Source organism: Candidatus Paralachnospira sp. LCP21S3_A2 (assembly GCF_052118925.1).
Lineage (GTDB): Bacteria > Bacillota > Clostridia > Lachnospirales > Lachnospiraceae > Lientehia.
On sequence record NZ_JBQKGG010000001.1, the window covers coordinates 354721 to 371826 of the forward strand.

Below are 17106 nucleotides of genomic sequence, written 5' to 3' on the forward strand. Positions count from 1 at the left end.
GTAAAATATCCGTTTTCATGATATCTCACAGGGGATTTTTATTGGTATATGATACGTTCTGTCCGTCTTCCCGACAGGCTGTTCTTATTTCAGCTGATATTCTGCCATCTTCCGATACAGCGTTGCCCTTCCGATTCCAAGCATCTTCGCAATCTCCACCTTGCTGTAGCCGGTATGCAGAAGCTTTTCAATCTTTTCCTTTTCCATCTGACTGATGGGCGATAACATTTTCGAGGCAGGACGGAAGCATTCCATGGATAATAATTCCTTCTCTCCGACCATACCCTCGCCGTTCTTGACGATCTGCTCCAGAACCCGGTCAATTTCTCCCGGCTCAGCCTCCCAGTTTCGATTTAAAAGTTTTAACCTTGCCTCCCGGCTCAGTGCCACCTGGGTTTTTCCCCATTTGGCTTTATAAAACTCCAGGCCGGAATCCAGCATGGCAGCCAGCCTTGTTTTTTCGCTCTGAACCGGCGGTAATTTTAAAACATTCTCGGCAAACCGGTAATACAGCTCTTCCAAAAAGACTCCTTCCTCCGAAAGGGTCTTCAGATCTTTTCCCGTTGTAGCAATAATCCGCACGTTACACTGTAAAACCTCTCCTCCATCTAAGAGAAGCTCCTTCACCTTCATAAACTCCAAAAGCCGTTGCTGAAGATATAACGGCAGATTTTCAATCTGATAAAAGATGATCGTTCCATGATTTGCCCGCTGCAGTTCCCCAAACCGGCTGAAAAGAAACTGTTCAAAAAATTCCCGGTATATACCGCAGCAATAGACATTCACCATGCCCATGGCACTGCGGTCGGAATAATTACACATGGATTTTGCCGCAATCTCACAAACCTCCAGCTGATCTCCCTGCACTAAGACGGGATGATCCGTTACGGCCAGACTTTTCGCCCGGTCGATGCTTTCCTCCGACAGAAGCCAGCCGCGGCACCACTCCATCGTCACCATGGAACCGCTTCCCGCAGCACTGGCATCCGCCCAGATATTCTTCACCGAACGGAAGGTAAAGACCAGATAACGGACATCTCCGTATACACAGATCTCCTTACAGGACAAAAAGCCGTAAAACTGATGCGTTCCATGTTCCAGAGAAACCTTCAGGCTCCGGATCTGAGTACGTGTCTGGATATATTCCCGGAGGATCCGATGCGGCAGAAGCGCCAGCAGGTTTTCTCCCCGCCCGTTCTCTCCAATTCCAAACATCTCTGCAAACGCCCGGTTGTAATATTGAATATTTCCCGTTATATCTGTATAGACCACACCTTCATCAATGCAGTCCAGAACTTCCTCTTTTTCCAGACTTTGGCGTTTCACCAGACTGAACTCATCATTGTGACACAAGCCGTCTGTCAGAAGCTCCGCCATACTCTCCAGATAATCCGCTGTATGTTCTGGCTGACGGAACGCTTCCTGGATCCGGTCTTTCGGAAAAATCAGGGCAATCGCTCCCACTGCCCTGCCATCAAAAAGCACCGGTACGCCGATCATTCCCTCGATTCGGCAGTCAGAACAGGACAGACAGCGCTTACAGCTCTCCAGCACCTGCCTGTCCTGTACAATGACCCGTTTCTGACCGATCAGGATCTGACCGATCACACAATGGATATCCACATGGGCATTCAGACGGAAATAAAGACTGGTTTTTCCGATCACATTCAGATTATTGTCCACGATCAAAACATCGCCGTCCAATGTCTTCGCAATCACCTGAGCAAACCGCTGTGCAGTATCCCGGATGGTTTCCAAAAGCGTCTGATTTACCAGAAAAAAGTCCCGTTCCATCTGTCCCCTCCTTACCGGTCCTGTTCACAGAGCCGGGCTTCGAATTTCTCCGCCCGGCCCCGAACCTTTACAGTTTTTCCTTTACGCAATCCATAAGAATCTCGATCTGGTAAGACATCGTTACCGCACCGGGATCCAGATGACCGACACCCTTATCTGCCTGATAGGTTGCACGGCCGCGGACAGCCTCCATTCCCTTTGTGCTCTCGGCTCCATCGATGGCTGCCTGCTTTACCTTGTCAGCAGTCTCTGCCTCGGATACGCCATCCGCAATGCACTTCTTATAGCATTCTACTGCCGGATACAGCGTATCGATCATGGTCTTCCAGCCAGGCTGTGCATTTCCTCTGGACATGATTGCTTCCAGCATGGCAGCCAGCACACCGCACAGTGCCTCATTATTGATGGTTTCCTTTTCCTTTAAGGTCTTTGCAGCAGCCAGATAAGCACTGCCGTAAAGGACACCTGAGGAGCCTCCGATAACAGACATCATCGTTTTCCCGATCTGCTTGAACAGCTCAAACAGATTTAACTGCTCCAGCTCATCTGCCATTTCGTTGAGCTTTCCAAACCCGCTGTTGATGTTTGCCCAGTGGTCGCCGTCTCCGGTAGCCGCATCCAGCTCAGTGATATAATCACCGCTCTCATGAATCTTTACGTACGCTTTTTTCAGATATTCCACATAATCCTTGCTTGTTAATTCAAATGCCATAATAACCAATTTCCTCCGTCTTTATACTCTGAATCCAGGTGCTTCGCTGGGTGCATCGAGAAGCTCTTTCAGCTCATCATCCAGCTTTAACAGGGTCAAGGAGCAGCCTGCCATTTCAAGCGCTGTCATATAATTGCCCACAAAGGTCTTATAAATCTTCACACCTTTTTCTGCCAGGTATGCCTGTACATTGCCATTTAAAATATAAAGCTCCATCAGAGGTGTTGCGCCAAGGCCGTTGACCATCAGAGCCACTTCCGCACCCTCCATCTCGATTCCGGAAGCCTTATAGTCATCCAGGATCTTATCGATCAGGATCTTTGCAATTTCTTTTGCAGGCTTGATCTCTGTTTTCTCGATTCCGGGTTCGCCATGGATCCCCATGCCGATCTCCATCTCATTCTCGCCAAGTTCAAAACCGGGCTTTCCGACAGCCGGGATCGTACAGGAGCTCATAGACATCCCCATACTGCGCAGGTTCTTGATTGCCTTTTCTGCAGCAGCCTTTACCTCCGGAAGCGATGCGCCGGACTCTGCCTTTGCGCCTGCAATCTTATGAACAAAAACGGTTCCTGCGATTCCGCGGCGGCCGGTAGAGTAGGTGCTGTCCTCAACAGCAACATCATCCTTTACCACAACAGAATCCACTTCGATATCGTCATCCATCTCCGCCAGCTCTGCTGCCATGGAGAAGTTCATATTGTCGCCGGAATAGTTCTTGATGATCATCAGAACGCCCTTGCCGCCGTTCGCCTGACGGATACCTTCCTGAATCCGTTCGGGATCAGGGGAAGAGAATACATTTCCGGCCACTGCTGCATCCAGCATACCCTTTCCGACATAACCGGCATGTGCGGGTTCATGGCCGCTTCCGCCTCCGGACACCAGGCCAACCTTTGCGCTCTTTTCTTTTCTGGAAATTACTCCGAGTCCCTCACTGTGGATCACAGCAGGATTCGCCATTGCCAGTCCATGGAGCATTTCTTCTACTACATTTTCCGGATTGTTAATAATTTTTTTCACTGTTTCGTCTCCTTTCGGTCGTTCATCCGTCCCTGCGATATTTGTATCATAATAATACATTATTATTCTCTACCTATTATAGCATATTAGCCAGCTTTATCAATAGATTTTTTCTTTTTCTGTAATTATTTCACATTATATCAGAATGAACCTCTTCATTTTTCTTCAGCGAAACACTTCTGTCTCAAAGATGTCTCGGAAAATTCCCGTCGATGTGACATCCTTCATTGAAAACGATAAATGCGTGCGGATCAATCTCCTTCACCAGACGCCGCATCAGAGTTGCTTCATATTTTGATAGCACTGCATAAATGATCACGGTATCCTTATCGGTATAGCCGCCTATACCTTTCCAGATGGTCGCACTCCGGTTAAAGGCCCTGATCACCCGATTCGAAATCTCTTCACCATCCGTTTTCGTAAAGATCATAGCCTCCACATTAATGCTCTGAGTATACCCCCGGTCAGCTACCATGGAAACGAATACGGTATAAATAATACTGTAGATTGCCACTGACACATCAAACAGCCAGATGCATACACCATAAATAACTCCATTGACGATGAGCGAAAGCTTCCCGACGCTGAAATCGTGACGCTTCTTTACCATATAAACACCGAGAATATCCAGACCTCCGGTGCTTCCTCCCGCCTGCAGGGTGACACCGGTTCCAAAACCGCAGAAGATTCCGCCAATAATGGCATTGGCCAGCCGTTCTTCCAGAAACGGGACTGCCGGGACCGGAAGGATTCCCATGATCAGTGCGGTAGCCAGTACATTGATCCCTGTCTTCAGAATAAACTGCCGTCCGATACTCTTAAATGCCAGAATAAACAACGGTAAATTTAAGGACAAATAAAGAAATGATGTTACATTAAAATTCCCCACCGGCAGATGAAGCTTATCTACAATCACGGAATTTAAAATCTGGCTGACACCCATGACGCCGCTGGCGTAACACTGCGCCGGAGTGACGAAAAAATTCATTCCCACAGAATAAATCGCTGCCCCCACCAGACACATCAGATACTTTGTCCACTGCTTCTGCTGCATGTACACTTCCACTGATTCCATTGCTTTTTCCTCCAACTGCACTTCTTTCCTAATATATCCTTTTCACTTTTAGACGAAATTATCAGCTTTGTCAACCCCTGTTTCCAAATCCCTGTTTTTTTATCTTTTCCGGGACAATTTCTTTATTTTCATTGGAAGATCTTATTTTCCGTACCTTTTTCACTTCACCGCGACACCGGAAGAAACAAGGTTCTGTTTTGTCTTTAAAGCCTTCTGCATAATGCTTTTACCTGTTCCAGCGTTACTGCTCGGTGCCCTTGGATCTGTTCCGCCCGATCGATTCCCTCCGGTGCCTCTGTCCGATAGGCACTTCCGATTTTCTGATTCCAATTCCAGGTATCATCTTCCAACTGTTCCAGCACTTGAAGATAATTTTGCTTTGCCGCCTGAAGATCCTCTTCCGCAATCCGATCCGATGCAGTCCGGATCACTTCCTCAAAAACGGCTTTCGCCTCCTGTGCCCATTCCCGCCTGACCCAGAATGATACTCCAAGGAAAAGCTGATCTTCCCGCTTCCGCAGTTCCAGTTCCAATTCATCGGTATAGCCATGGGCTTCCCGCAGCTCTATTCCCAGATACGAACCGTCTCCCTCCGCCAAAATGCTTCCAAGCAGGATCGCCGGAAAAACCGTGTTTTCTTCTTGCTTTATGGACAGCATCCATTCCATCCGAACCGACTTTTCTGTTTCTTCCCGTATTTTCCAGAACGCTGACCCGTCTTTCGGATCAGATTGTTCCGCGTTCCAATCTGTTTCTCGGTCCATCAGCATTTCCTGCTCCGCATTCGCCATTCTGATCCAGGTATTCACAATCTGTTTTAACCGTTTCTCCTGTTCCCCGGTATAATTACCCGTAAGAACAGCGATTCCTCTTTTGACCGAAACCGTCTCCGATATTCTATCCGACAATAACGTTATGATCCGTTCTGTATCTTCCGTTTTCCAGGAAAGCACGGTTCTTCCGCCGGTTTCTCCGCAGACCTCTTCCATAAGAAGATCTTCCTGCCCCAGGCATGCTTTCTGTTCTCTGGAAAACAGCCGCTTTTCCGGCTCACCGGATTCATAATATATTCCCAGTTCCACCGTAGGCGCATGTTCAGCCCGCTCCGCTTTCCATACCATGTTTTCTTTCATGACAACTTCTCCCACACCTGATATATCCTCTTCCGAAGATTCGTCCGTTGGCTTTCCGTGTAATCTCCCGCAATGTAAATACTCAGATTTCGGTTCCGAAAAAGCTTCTGCACCATCTCATGCGCTCCATCCTTTCCCGGCTGTTCCGGGTAAAGAACTGCCTCCGCGAACTCCCGGTTTCTGATCTCAGAACAATTCTCTGCATAAATTTTATAATAAGAAAACGTTTCCCAGCGGCTGATCTGTTCTTTCTCCCGTTTCAACCGCCGGAACGCACCAATGACCTGTTCGATCACCGATACTGCCTCCTCCCGGCCGGCACAAAAATCGATCTGAAAAACAGAATGGGTTTCCCGGCCATGCCACCGTCCTTCCAGTTCTTCCGCTTCCGGCACCATGCGCCACAAGTAAGAATCTTCCCGGATCCCGATTTCCCGGCAGATCGAATGTACCACACTTCTCGGAAACGTTTTCCCGTCCACATCAAACAGCAATGAAATATCCGAATACTCCGATTTCATGTTCAGTACCTGAATATCTTCCTCTGTCCGATGTCCAAACCGCTTTGGTCTGATTTCCTTGCTTACTAACGGCTTCTGCGGATTCAATTTAAATTTTGATAATTCCATTTTCGTCATTTCCCGGTCGTTTTCCGAAAAATTTCCGGTCAGGACTGTCCACACCGCCTTCTCACAGAACAAACGCCGTTTCCACTGTTTCAGGTCTTCCATGCTGATTGCTTCCAGCGTCTTATCTGTTCCCATGACCGACGCCCGGCCTCTCCGGCTTTCATACCACTTTTCCCGAACATAGTCACCGAAATACACCGTGTTTTCCCGTTCCGTTCGCTCTATCTGCCGCCAGATCACTTCTCTTTCTTTCCGTAATGCCTCAGTTCTCCAGCTTTCCACAGACAATACCCTCAAAAACAGCCGCAGACTTTCCAAGTACCGTTCCCGGTCACAGGTGATCCCCCAGCATATATAATCCGTTCCGGTCTCCCCGAAAAATCTTGTCCCCATCCGCTCCATCTGTTCATACAGCATACGCTGATCGATCCCGTTTCCACCCCGGAATATCATATGCTCCAGCAGATGGCTGATTCCAAGATGACGGTAACACTCATAATTTTTTCCGCCCCGCACATAGAAACTGAACGTCACACTATGGGAATATTCCTGCCGTTCCGTGCAGAATAACAGCCGATTTTCCAGCAAGATTTTCTCCCGATTATCTCCTCTCACCCTACCCACTCATCCACCTCCGGATCCAGTTCAATCCCCCATTCCTCCATCTTCTGGAAAAACAGATCCTTGTCTGCATTATAATCTAGCCCTTTCCCGCTTATTTTTATGCTTTCTTCCGTTTGGAAACAGAACCAGACTGTAGAAAATGCTCTTTGTCTCCAGACAAAACGAGCTCCCCAGCATTTTTTCATATTTATCACCCTTAACGGCTTTCTGGAAAAAATCACTCCTTCCTCATACAATTTTATATATTTTCTTCCCCATTTATTTTTATGAAACCGTTCCCTTCTCTTTATCTGGTATTCCTCCCAGGAATAAAACTTTTTTATAAAAAGAATGGATATCACACAGCCAATTACAAACGGTCCCTCTTCCGTTTTGATTATCAATTTCTCTTCCATCTCCGCACCTTCTCCATACTTTCTTTCACCCTATCATACTGTCCTATTTATTTCAATCTATTTCATACTATTTCTCTATTTTTCTGTCTTTTTTGATTCTGATTCTTCCATCTTGTCCCCTCTTTCGTTTTCTGCTATACTCGCTTTCAGCGGCTTTGCCGCAGAGGGGAGTTTTTTCATGAAAACACATTCTGATCTGGGGAAGGACCCCATTTTTTCACTGGTGCTTCATCTGGCAGTGCCTGCCATGATCGCAAATTTTGTCAATGTCCTTTATAACATCGTAGACCGTATGTTCATCGGAAACATTCCCGGTGTGGGAAGCCTGGCTCTGGCAGGCGCCGGGATCTGCGGACCGGTAGTAACACTTCTTACCTCCTTCGGAACCCTCATCGGTCTCGGCGGCTCGATTCTGTTTTCCATGCGCCGCGGCGAGGGGAATGATAAAGAAGCGAAGGTGATCCTTTCCAACAGCTTCCTCATGCTCTGCGTGGTCTCCGCCGTTTTGACGGTTCTGTTTCTCCTGTTTAAAAACCGGCTTCTTGTTCTGTTCGGAGCCAGCAGCGAAACGTTTCCCTATGCCAATACCTATATGACCATCTATACCCTGGGAACCTTTTTTGCCCTTATGGCCATCGGTCTGAACTACTTCATCACCTGCCAGGGCTTTGCCGCCGTCGGCATGTTCACCGTCCTGATCGGCGCCGTTTCCAACATCATTCTGGATCCGGTGTTCATTTTTGTATTCCGCATGGGCGTCGCCGGGGCCGCCATTGCGACAGTACTGTCCCAGCTTTTCTCCTGCCTGTTTGCCCTCTGCTTTCTCTTCGGGAAATCTGTTCCTATTCGGATTTCCTTCGGAAGCTACCGGCCGGCACTGATGAAACGGATCGTTTCCCTGGGCTTTTCACCGTTTATGATCCTGGCAACAGACAGCGTGATCACCATTATCTTAAATGCCTCCCTCCAGCACTATGGCGGCCCGGAGCAGGGAGATCTGCTCATTGCTGCCTCTACCATTATCCAGAGCTGGCTTTTAATGATCACCTCCACCATGCTGGGAATTTCCAGCGGAACCCAGGCGATCCTCAGCTACAATTACGGCGCCGCCAATAGCTTGCGCATCAAAAAGGCAGAGCGCACCATTCTGTCACTCTGCCTGATTTTTACATCCATCATGTTTGTTCTTTCCCGGATCTTTCCAGCTCCCTTTGCCGGAATCTTCACCCGGGAGCCGGATACGGTTTCCATGGCCGTCCGCGGAATTCATACCGTAACGCTGGCCATTATCCCGCTGAGCCTCCAGTACTGCTTCGTGGACGGCTTCACCGCCATCGGACGGACCAAAACTGCCCTGGCGCTTTCCATGCTGCGAAAAGGAACTTATGTCCTTTCCGTTCTGTTTCTTCCGCTGTTTTTCGGAGCCGCCAATGCCTTTTACGCGGAGCCCATCTGCGATGGACTGGGCGCGGCTGTCTCGACCATCACCTTTCTTCTGGTATTCCAGAAGCATCTGGACCGGCGGACAGCTCCCACTGATATCATGGTTTCATGACAGCTGTCCTTTTGTATGAACGAATCTGCGCCGGCATATTGCCGGCGCACCGTTCTTTCTTTTAATCTCTTACCTTAATATGAACCTCACGAAGCTGCTGTTCGGTCACTTCATTAGGTGCGCCGCACATCAGATCCTGAGCCGTTCCGCTCATGGGGAATGCGATGATCTCGCGGATGTTCTCCTCGTTGCGCAGCAGCATGATCATACGGTCTACGCCGGGTGCCATGCCGGCATGAGGCGGAGCACCGAACTGGAATGCATTATACAGCGCTCCGAACTTGCTCTTTAAGGTCTCTTCATCATAGCCGGCGATCTCGAATGCCTTTACCATGATATCCATGTCGTGATTCCGCACGGCACCGGAGGACAGCTCCACACCGTTGCAGACAATATCATACTGATATGCCAGAATGTCCAGCGGATCCTTGGTATTCAGTGCTTCCAGGCCGCCCTGAGGCATAGAGAACGGATTATGGGTAAAGCCGATCTGCTTTGTCTCCTCATCCAGCTCATACATAGGGAAATCGTTGACATAGCAGAAACGGTATGCGTTCTTTTCAATGAGATCCAGACGCTCACCCAGCTCGTTTCGGATCTGTCCGGCATACTTGGACGCACGCTCCTCATTGTCTGCGATGAAGAAGATCACATCGCCGGCTGTCAGTCCAGCCAGGGAAGCCAGCTCGCTCTTCATCTCATCAGGAATGAATTTATCGATGGGGCCCTTGTAGGAAAGATCCTCTCTTACCTCCAGGTATCCCAGGCCGCCCATACCGATGGACTGTGCAAACTTCAGAAGCTTCTCATGGAAGCCCTTGGAAAGCTGTGCATGAACCTTTAATGCACGAACCGTCTTCTTATGGAACGGCTTAAAGGTACAGCGCTGGAAAAACTCGGTCACATCCATGATCCGGAGCGGGTTTCTCAAATCCGGCTTATCGGAGCCGAACTCCAGCATGGCCTGCTTGTAGCTGATCACCGGGTAAGGAGCTTCCGTAATGGAATAGCCTTCCGGTGCAAATTTCTTAAAGGTGGCTGTCAGCACTTCCTCACCGGCGCGGAATACTTCCTCCTGATCAGCAAAGCTCATCTCAAAGTCCAGCTGATAGAACTCACCCGGAGAACGGTCGGCTCTTGCGTCCTCATCACGGAAGCAGGGCGCGATCTGGAAATACTTGTCGATGCCGGACACCATCAGAAGCTGTTTGTACTGCTGAGGTGCCTGGGGCAGCGCATAAAACTTGCCCTTATACTTTCTGGACGGAACAATATAGTCTCTCGCACCCTCAGGGGAGGAAGCACAGAGGATCGGAGTCTGGATCTCCACAAACCCCATCTCCGTCATCTTTTCCCGTAAGAACCGGATCACCTCAGAACGGAACAGAATGTTGTCCTTTACTTTGTGGTTTCTCAGATCCAGGTAGCGGTACTTTAACCGCACATCCTCGCGGATTTCCTTGGAGGTCGGAACCTCAAAGGGCAGATCCCGGTATACTTTTCCGAGAATCGTGATCTTATGAGCCTCAAGCTCGATCGTTCCGGTGGGAATTTTCGGGTTGTAGGTTTCCTCATCCCGGTGCTCCATGAGTCCCTCAACGGAAATACACTCCTCTTTCCGGATTCCCTTTAACAGCTCCGTATCACGAAGCACTACCTGCATCATGCCGTACATATCCCGCAGATCGATGAAAGACACGCCGCCATGGTCACGGATATTTTCTACCCAGCCTGCCAGCTTTAAGGTGGCTCCCACATCGCCTTCGGTTACCTGGCCGATGTTCTTTGTACGATATAACTGTGACATTTGTTTTCTCCTTTAAATAAGTTTTTTCTTTGTATATCGGATTGCTCCGCGCGGCACGCTCCCGCAATCCTCGGCTCATTCGTAATCCGCTCATTTTTCTTTGAAAAATGGCTTCTTACTCATGATCCGGCGGGTCTCAAGGTCCATGGTTTCTGCAGGCAAGCCTGCGAAACTCCTGGACTTTGAGACCCTGATATACAAAAATACGGCAAATCAAGTCCCGCCTGTCCTCTTCAGGACGAACAGTTTCCTGTCCGCGGTGCCACCTGATTTACCGTTTTCGGTCTCTCTTCTCCCGGTTTACGCCCGGATACGTCGCCCATACTGCCCTGCCTTCCGCAGGGGTTCCGTTTGCAGCTCCCGGGTGTTATTCAGATCCATTCACTTTACGAAGCTCCCACCTTACCTCCGCTCTCTGGAAACGATAATGGAACCTACTTCTCCCGATCAACGCTTTTCTTCCATATTTTAGCCTACTGCTTCTGCTTTGTCAACCCCGGAAGTTTGCTGTTTCCTCCTTGATCTCCTTCTGCATAAGCAAAAGCACGAGCAGGTTCGGCACCGCCATCAGTCCGTTGAACAGATCTGACAGCTGCCAGACAAGCCTCATGGGGACGATGGCTCCGCAGAAGACCGAGGCCAGATAGAAAAGCCGGTAAATCAGGATTCCGCATCGGCTTTCCGGAAACAGATACCGTACTGCCTGTTCCCCGTAAAAATTCCAGCCAAGGATCGTTGCAAAGGCAAAGGCCGTCAAGGAGATGAGAAAGACCAGATTTCCCGTCCTTCCCATCAGGCCGAACGCCTGCTCTGCCAGATTTCCGGGTTCTGTCACTGAGACGATCTGAGGTGCGTGAAGCATCGCTGCCACAACTAAAATGCCGGTCACAGCACAAAATACCACGGTATCCCAGAAGGTTCCGGTCATGGCCGCCAGCGCCTGGCTCACCGGACTGCTGGTTTTTGCCGCTGCCGCTGCCATTGGTGCGGTTCCCAGGCCGGATTCATCGGAAAACAGCCCTCTGGCGATCCCCTCCCGTGCTGCTTTAAATCCCAGAGAGGCTGCAAGCCCGCCTGCCGCCGGACGAAAGGAAAACGCTGATTTAAGGATCAGGGAAAGCGCCGGAAGAAGCTCTTTTCGACAGATCACAAGAAGTGCTGCCGCACCGCCCAGATACAGAGCCGCCATGGCAGGGATCAGCCCCTGGCAGACCCTGGTGATCTTCTTTGCACCGCCAAGGATCACCGCTCCTGCTGGAATCGTAATGGCCATACCAATGATCCAAAAAGGAATTTCTCCGCCATGCCCCAGTACCTCACCGATGGCATTGGACTGGACGCTGCTCCCCGTTCCGAAGGAGGCTGCAATGGCAAACAGCGAAAACAGTACTGCCGGCAGCTTTGTGGAAAACCGCTTTTCCATCACATACATAGGTCCGCCCGCGAAACCGCCCGTTTTCGTCCGTTTCCGGTATTTCACCGCAAGAAAGGATTCCGCATATTTCGTTGCCATACCGAACAGGCCGGTGATCCAGCACCAGAACACTGCGCCCGGCCCGCCAATACTCACCGCCAGTGCCACTCCGACAATATTTCCCGTTCCCAGGGTCGCCGCCAGTGCCGTTGCCAGTGCGCCAAAGGGACTTACCTCCCCCTCCGCGCCTGTCTCCTCCGTGACGGACAGACGGATTGCCCGCGCCAGCTTTCTCTGGGGAAACCGAAGCCTCACCGTAAAAAAAAGATGGCTGCCAAAAAGGAGTGCCATAAGCGGCACTCCCCATACAAAGTCACTGCATGCAGTAAGAAGAATTTCCAGCTTTTCCATGGAACAGGATATGAACTTAGGAGGTATCTTATTCCTGTTCCGTGAAAAACCGGTTTTCATTTCATAGGAAAGTGCATCCTATGAAATAAAACGCTTAGTGACGGAAATGTCTCATTCCGGTAAATACCATGGCAATTCCGTACTCATCGCACTTGTCAATAGAAAGCTGGTCACGCATGGCTCCGCCGGGCTGGATGATCGCGGTGATTCCTGCCTCATGCGCTGCTTCCACACAGTCGGGGAAGGGGAAGAACGCATCGGAAGCCAGTACCGCACCCTTTGTCGCATCCGGTCCGATCAGCTCTGCGGCATGCTCCATGGACTGCTTTGCTGCCCAGATCCGGTTTACCTGTCCGGGTCCGATTCCTACGGACTGCTTGTTTTTCGCCAGAGCAATCCCGTTGGATTTCACATATTTTACCATCTTCCAGGCAAACATGAGATCCTCCATCTCCTGATCGGTAGGCTTTCTTTTGGTTACGGTCGTCACTTCATCACCAACCAGCCTGTTATCAATGCCCTGAACAATCAGGCCGCCATTCACCTTCTTTAAATCAAGCGCATTTGCTCTCTGGGGAACCGTGATGTCAGGCAGGCGAAGCACACGGACATTTTTCTTTTCCCGGAAGATCTCAAGTGCTTTTTCTTCATAAGAGGGTGCCACAACCACTTCCAGGAATACTTCCTTCATCTTGGCTGCCATGGAAGCCGTTACTTCCCGGTTAATGGCTATGATCCCGCCGAAGATCGACACTTTATCAGCCGCATACGCCTTATCCCATGCTTCCTCAATCGTGTCTGCGCTGCCGACACCACAGGGATTTCCATGCTTGCTGGCAACTACCGTAGGCTCGTCAAATTCCTTCAGAAGCTCCAGAGCACCGTTGGCATCGTTGATGTTATTGAAGGACAGCTCCTTGCCGTTTAACTGCTCTGCCATATCGAGGGTGCCCTTCTTCTTTCCAACCTCACGGTAGAAGGCTGCCTTCTGATGAGGATTCTCACCGTAGCGCATGTCCTGAACCTTTTCAAAGGTCATGGTCAGAGTCTCCGGCAGGCTCTCGTCATGGCGCTCTGCCTTCAGATAATCGGCAATCATGGTATCATAGTTGGAGGTGTGCATGAACACCTTCTGCATGAGATAAAACTTCGTATCCAGAGATACGCTTCCGTTCTCCTTTAATTCCTTTAAAACAACGGCATAATCTGCAGGATCCACCACAACGGCAACATCCTGATAATTCTTTGCCGCCGCGCGGAGCATGGTCGGTCCGCCGATGTCGATATTCTCCACCGCATCTGCTCTTGTCACACCATCCTTCATGATGGTTGCCTTAAAGGGATAGAGATTTACGATCACCATGTCGATCGGCTCAATGTGAAGCTCCTTTAACTGCTTCATGTGCTCCGGATTGGAACGCATGGCCAGAAGTCCTGCATGAACGATGGGATGAAGAGTCTTTACCCGTCCGTCCAGGCACTCCGGGAAACCGGTCAGCTCCGAGATCTCGATGGCCTTTACGCCCTCGTCCTTTAACTTCTTATACGTTCCTCCGGTGGAAATGATCTCCACACCAAGTCCTGTGAGTTCCTTTGCCAGCTCCACGATTCCGGTCTTGTCCGATACACTGATCAATGCTCTCATGAGGATGCTCCTTTCTTTTTCTGCAGATTTCTGCATACAAAAACGCCTGGGTAACCCATTGTTTCCATCAGGCTGCCCAGGCGGTCGGCTCTTTTTCTATGTTCCGTGCTTCCCGTAGGTGCTCCTACTTTCCGCCAGTCGCACGGCCTTTCGTTTCACTAAAAATTCTACACTAAAACTTATCGGTTGTAAAGACCTAATTTCTCTCCGGCACGATTTCCAGCCAGTATCCGTCAGGATCTGTAATAAAATAAATTCCCATGTCAGGATTTTCATAGCAGATACAGCCCATTTCTTCATGAAGCTTATGAGCCGCCTCAAAATCTGCAGTCCGGAACGCCAGATGGAATTCACATTCTCCCAGATCATACCGCTGCGGATGCTCCGCCAGCCACGTCAGCTCCAGTTCAAAATCATTCTCCTCGTTTCCCACATAAACAATGATGAAGCCATGGCCGTTCTTCCGGCGTTTCTCCGTAAGGCCCAGCGCCTTCTCATAAAACGCAAGGGATTTTTTCAGATCCGAAACATTGTAATTTTCATGAATCATCTTAAAGTTCATCCGCATTCTCCTTTCCAGACTGGGTGTGCAGGTCATTTCTTTTATTATACTAGAACATGGCGGTGGTGCGCAAGCATAAATGCATCTCCCACCGACAAAAACGCACGCCTCATCGGCGTGCGCTTCTGTTTCCTGTCTTTCTTTTATTCAATACTCTCCAAAAGAGCCGTTTTGGAGCTTGTTTCCTTAGTCTTCTTTGCTGATGCCTGCAGTCTTATAGATAAATTTCACAGAGCTGCTTGCGGCTGCACTGTCATTAGCGAAGGTCTTGTACTGCTGTGCCGCGTACACGGTTGCACGCAGATCCTTTGCCAGCTTATCCACATCGTTGTCCATGATGTCAACCAGCTTCTCGATGCCTTCTTCATTGAACTGCTTCAGGCCATCAGACAGGGTCATGGCGCCGTCCTTTAACTGGGTTACGCCATCGGTTAAGGCCGCACCGCCGCTTGCCAGCTGGCCGATTCCGGACCGGAGCGTGCCGGTTCCGCTTGCCAGGGTGGAGCTTCCTGCATAGAGGGAATTTGCTCCGCTTGTCAGGGTATCGGTTCCGTCTGCCAGGCTGTTTGCACCGTTTGCAAGAGCGGCTGTTCCGGATTTCAGGCTGCCAGCGCCGGTAAGAAGCTCCTCAGAACCGCTCTTTGCGGTGGCAACGCCTGCGGTGTATTCCTGTAAGCCTTCATAGAAGGTATTATAGCTGTCAAGCTGTTCGATCAGAGCCTTTACGCTGGTCGCACCGTTCTTGGCGCTGGCAAGGGAGTCGCTCAAAAGCTTCTGAACCGATGCGGAAGCCATATTTTCTTCGATCTTCTCCTGTACGACCGATTCGATCTGGGATGTGATCGTCGCCTGGATTCCCTCTGAAGCCATCTGAGCATCGATGGCAGCACTGATCTGTGCCTGAACCTCCTCGGAGATCTGTCCGGCCTCTACGGCTGCCAGATACTGTTCATACGTCATGTTAAGGCCGACTTCTTTCAGAACTCCATTGGCTACCTGTGTCTTTACTGCTGCCTGTACACCACCGGAGATCAATGTCATATTGTCTGCGGAGCGAACCTGTGCTTCCACGCCTGCACGCACCTTTGCAGTCACGGCATCTTCATTCAGCTCACCCAGCACACCGTTTAAAACGGTCTTGTAATTGTCAATGGTCAGAGCCGGAACATCCAGTCCCGCTGCCTTTAACTGGCTCTGTGCCGCAGCAAGAAGAGATTCAAATACCTGCTTTGCACCACCGTTTAATTCCTCATTCTTGGAGGTCAGCTTTCCGAGACCTTCATCAAGGCTGTTTACCCCATTTTTAAGTTCTCCTGCTCCGGCATCCACAGATGCAGCTCCGCTCTTTAAGGAATAGGCACCGTTATTTAAAGTTGCTGCACCGTCCGCCAGAGTTCCGGCTCCGGTCTTTAACTGATTTGCGCCGCTTACCAGATCGCCCGCGCCGCTGTTTAACTTGTTAACACCTTCAATGAGCTGGCCGGACTTGTCAAGAAGGGTTGCCAGACCGTCATACAGCTGAGAGGAACCATCCATGAGCTGGTTCATGGCATCAGTCAGCTTGTTCATGGATTCATGAAGATCGTCCAGACTCTTCACATCGTCCACATCCAGATCACCGAACACCTCATTGGTCGCCAGTGTCATGGTGGTGGACAGATCAAAGTTTGTGGTATCTGCCGTTACTTCTACATAATCGGGAAGCTCCAGCTTCTCCTTGTCGATCTCCAGATTCTCCTGCAGTCCGGGAAGACCGAAGCCGACTACGATGGAATGGCTTCCGTCGTTGATGATCTTTCCGTTGTTCACCTGAACATTCGAGAAGTTTTTATTGTCGAGGATCATACCGGTCAGCATTACGAAGGGAACGTTAACCTCCTTCTCCTCACCATCAACCGTTACGGTTTCCTTCTGCTTGTTGGTATATTCAAACCGCATGGTCACCTTACCGCTCTTTCCGGCAAGCTCCTCCGGTTTGATTTCCTTACCGTCCAGCATGTAAGTTACCTTTACTTCTACAGGAAGCTCCTTTTCCAGAGATTCCTTGCTGTAGGTATCTGTTCCGCTTGCATGGTCCCGCAGCCAGTCACTTGCCACAATTTTTGTGGGATTTCCGTTGGCATCCGAGATCACATATACGGTCTCGTCTTTGGATAAATCTACGGTATCACTGTCTTCTGTATTTGTATCGGTTGTCTGCTCTGCCAGCACGTTCCGATAAGAAGCATTCCTTCTTCCGGCTGCATAGGACAGAGCTCCGGTCGTTCCGAATACCATTGAGGTGCAAAGCACAACAGTCATGATTTTTACGGTTTTCTTCTTCATTT

General features: G+C 49.9%; 13 protein-coding genes, 1 riboswitch and 1 other annotated feature. Of the genes, 1 reads left to right on the forward strand and 12 read right to left on the reverse strand.

Annotation, left to right across the window (positions count from 1 at the left end):
- Positions 1 to 84: 84 nt before the first annotated feature.
- From ACTQ3K_RS01600 to ACTQ3K_RS01630, 7 genes are all read right to left on the reverse strand, one after another.
- Entirely contained in the window at positions 85 to 1794 is a 1710-nt protein-coding gene (locus ACTQ3K_RS01600; RefSeq protein ID WP_441565072.1) for a sigma 54-interacting transcriptional regulator, read from the reverse strand.
- 67 nt (positions 1795 to 1861) lie between these two features.
- A complete protein-coding gene (gene dhaL / locus ACTQ3K_RS01605) occupies positions 1862 to 2506 on the reverse strand; it encodes a dihydroxyacetone kinase subunit DhaL (RefSeq protein ID WP_441565074.1) in 645 nt (214 codons plus the stop codon).
- A gap of 21 nt (positions 2507 to 2527) precedes the next feature.
- The gene (gene dhaK, locus ACTQ3K_RS01610) at positions 2528 to 3529 is read right to left on the reverse strand and encodes a dihydroxyacetone kinase subunit DhaK (RefSeq protein ID WP_441565075.1); all 1002 of its coding nucleotides are present in this window, start codon (positions 3527 to 3529) and stop codon (positions 2528 to 2530) included.
- A gap of 184 nt (positions 3530 to 3713) precedes the next feature.
- On the reverse strand, positions 3714 to 4604 hold the full coding sequence (locus ACTQ3K_RS01615) for a YitT family protein (RefSeq protein WP_441565077.1): 891 nt from the start codon (positions 4602 to 4604) through the stop codon (positions 3714 to 3716).
- A 203-nt stretch (positions 4605 to 4807) separates the two neighbouring features.
- Positions 4808 to 5737 carry an insulinase family protein gene (locus ACTQ3K_RS01620; protein ID WP_441565079.1) on the reverse strand — a complete coding sequence of 310 codons (930 nt, stop codon included), beginning with the start codon at positions 5735 to 5737 and terminating at the stop codon, positions 4808 to 4810.
- Positions 5734 to 6990, reverse strand: a complete 1257-nt coding sequence (locus ACTQ3K_RS01625) for a M16 family metallopeptidase (RefSeq protein WP_441565081.1) — start codon at positions 6988 to 6990, stop codon at positions 5734 to 5736. Before ACTQ3K_RS01625 ends, ACTQ3K_RS01620 begins: the two co-directional genes overlap by 4 nt.
- On the reverse strand, positions 6978 to 7385 hold the full coding sequence (locus tag ACTQ3K_RS01630) for a hypothetical protein (protein WP_441565083.1): 408 nt from the start codon (positions 7383 to 7385) through the stop codon (positions 6978 to 6980). Before ACTQ3K_RS01630 ends, ACTQ3K_RS01625 begins: the two co-directional genes overlap by 13 nt.
- Positions 7386 to 7563: 178 nt before the next feature.
- On the opposite strand from ACTQ3K_RS01630, the gene ACTQ3K_RS01635 reads away from it, so the two are divergent.
- Positions 7564 to 8940 carry an MATE family efflux transporter gene (locus ACTQ3K_RS01635; RefSeq protein ID WP_441565085.1) on the forward strand — a complete coding sequence of 459 codons (1377 nt, stop codon included), beginning with the start codon at positions 7564 to 7566 and terminating at the stop codon, positions 8938 to 8940.
- A gap of 61 nt (positions 8941 to 9001) precedes the next feature.
- On the opposite strand, the gene aspS is transcribed toward ACTQ3K_RS01635, so the two are convergent.
- The 5 genes from aspS to ACTQ3K_RS01660 all read right to left on the reverse strand — a co-directional run bounded on the left by aspS (position 9002) and on the right by ACTQ3K_RS01660 (position 17104).
- Positions 9002 to 10747, reverse strand: a complete 1746-nt coding sequence (gene aspS / locus ACTQ3K_RS01640) for an aspartate--tRNA ligase (RefSeq protein ID WP_441565087.1) — start codon at positions 10745 to 10747, stop codon at positions 9002 to 9004.
- Positions 10748 to 10978: 231 nt separating this feature from the next.
- Positions 10979 to 11207 (reverse strand) — a binding site (T-box leader).
- Between the two features lie 30 nt (positions 11208 to 11237).
- Positions 11238 to 12632: an alanine/glycine:cation symporter family protein gene (locus ACTQ3K_RS01645; protein WP_441565089.1), complete on the reverse strand. Its 1395-nt coding sequence runs from the start codon at positions 12630 to 12632 to the stop codon at positions 11238 to 11240.
- Between the two features lie 34 nt (positions 12633 to 12666).
- Positions 12667 to 14223 (reverse strand): bifunctional phosphoribosylaminoimidazolecarboxamide formyltransferase/IMP cyclohydrolase, encoded by a 1557-nt coding sequence (gene purH / locus ACTQ3K_RS01650; protein WP_441565220.1) that lies wholly within the window; start codon positions 14221 to 14223, stop codon positions 12667 to 12669.
- A 61-nt stretch (positions 14224 to 14284) separates the two neighbouring features.
- Positions 14285 to 14369: riboswitch (ZMP/ZTP riboswitch) on the reverse strand.
- Positions 14370 to 14413: 44 nt separating this feature from the next.
- Positions 14414 to 14779, reverse strand: a complete 366-nt coding sequence (locus ACTQ3K_RS01655) for a VOC family protein (protein ID WP_441565091.1) — start codon at positions 14777 to 14779, stop codon at positions 14414 to 14416.
- Between the two features lie 186 nt (positions 14780 to 14965).
- Entirely contained in the window at positions 14966 to 17104 is a 2139-nt protein-coding gene (locus ACTQ3K_RS01660) for a hypothetical protein (protein WP_441565093.1), read from the reverse strand.
- Positions 17105 to 17106: the final 2 nt, after the last annotated feature.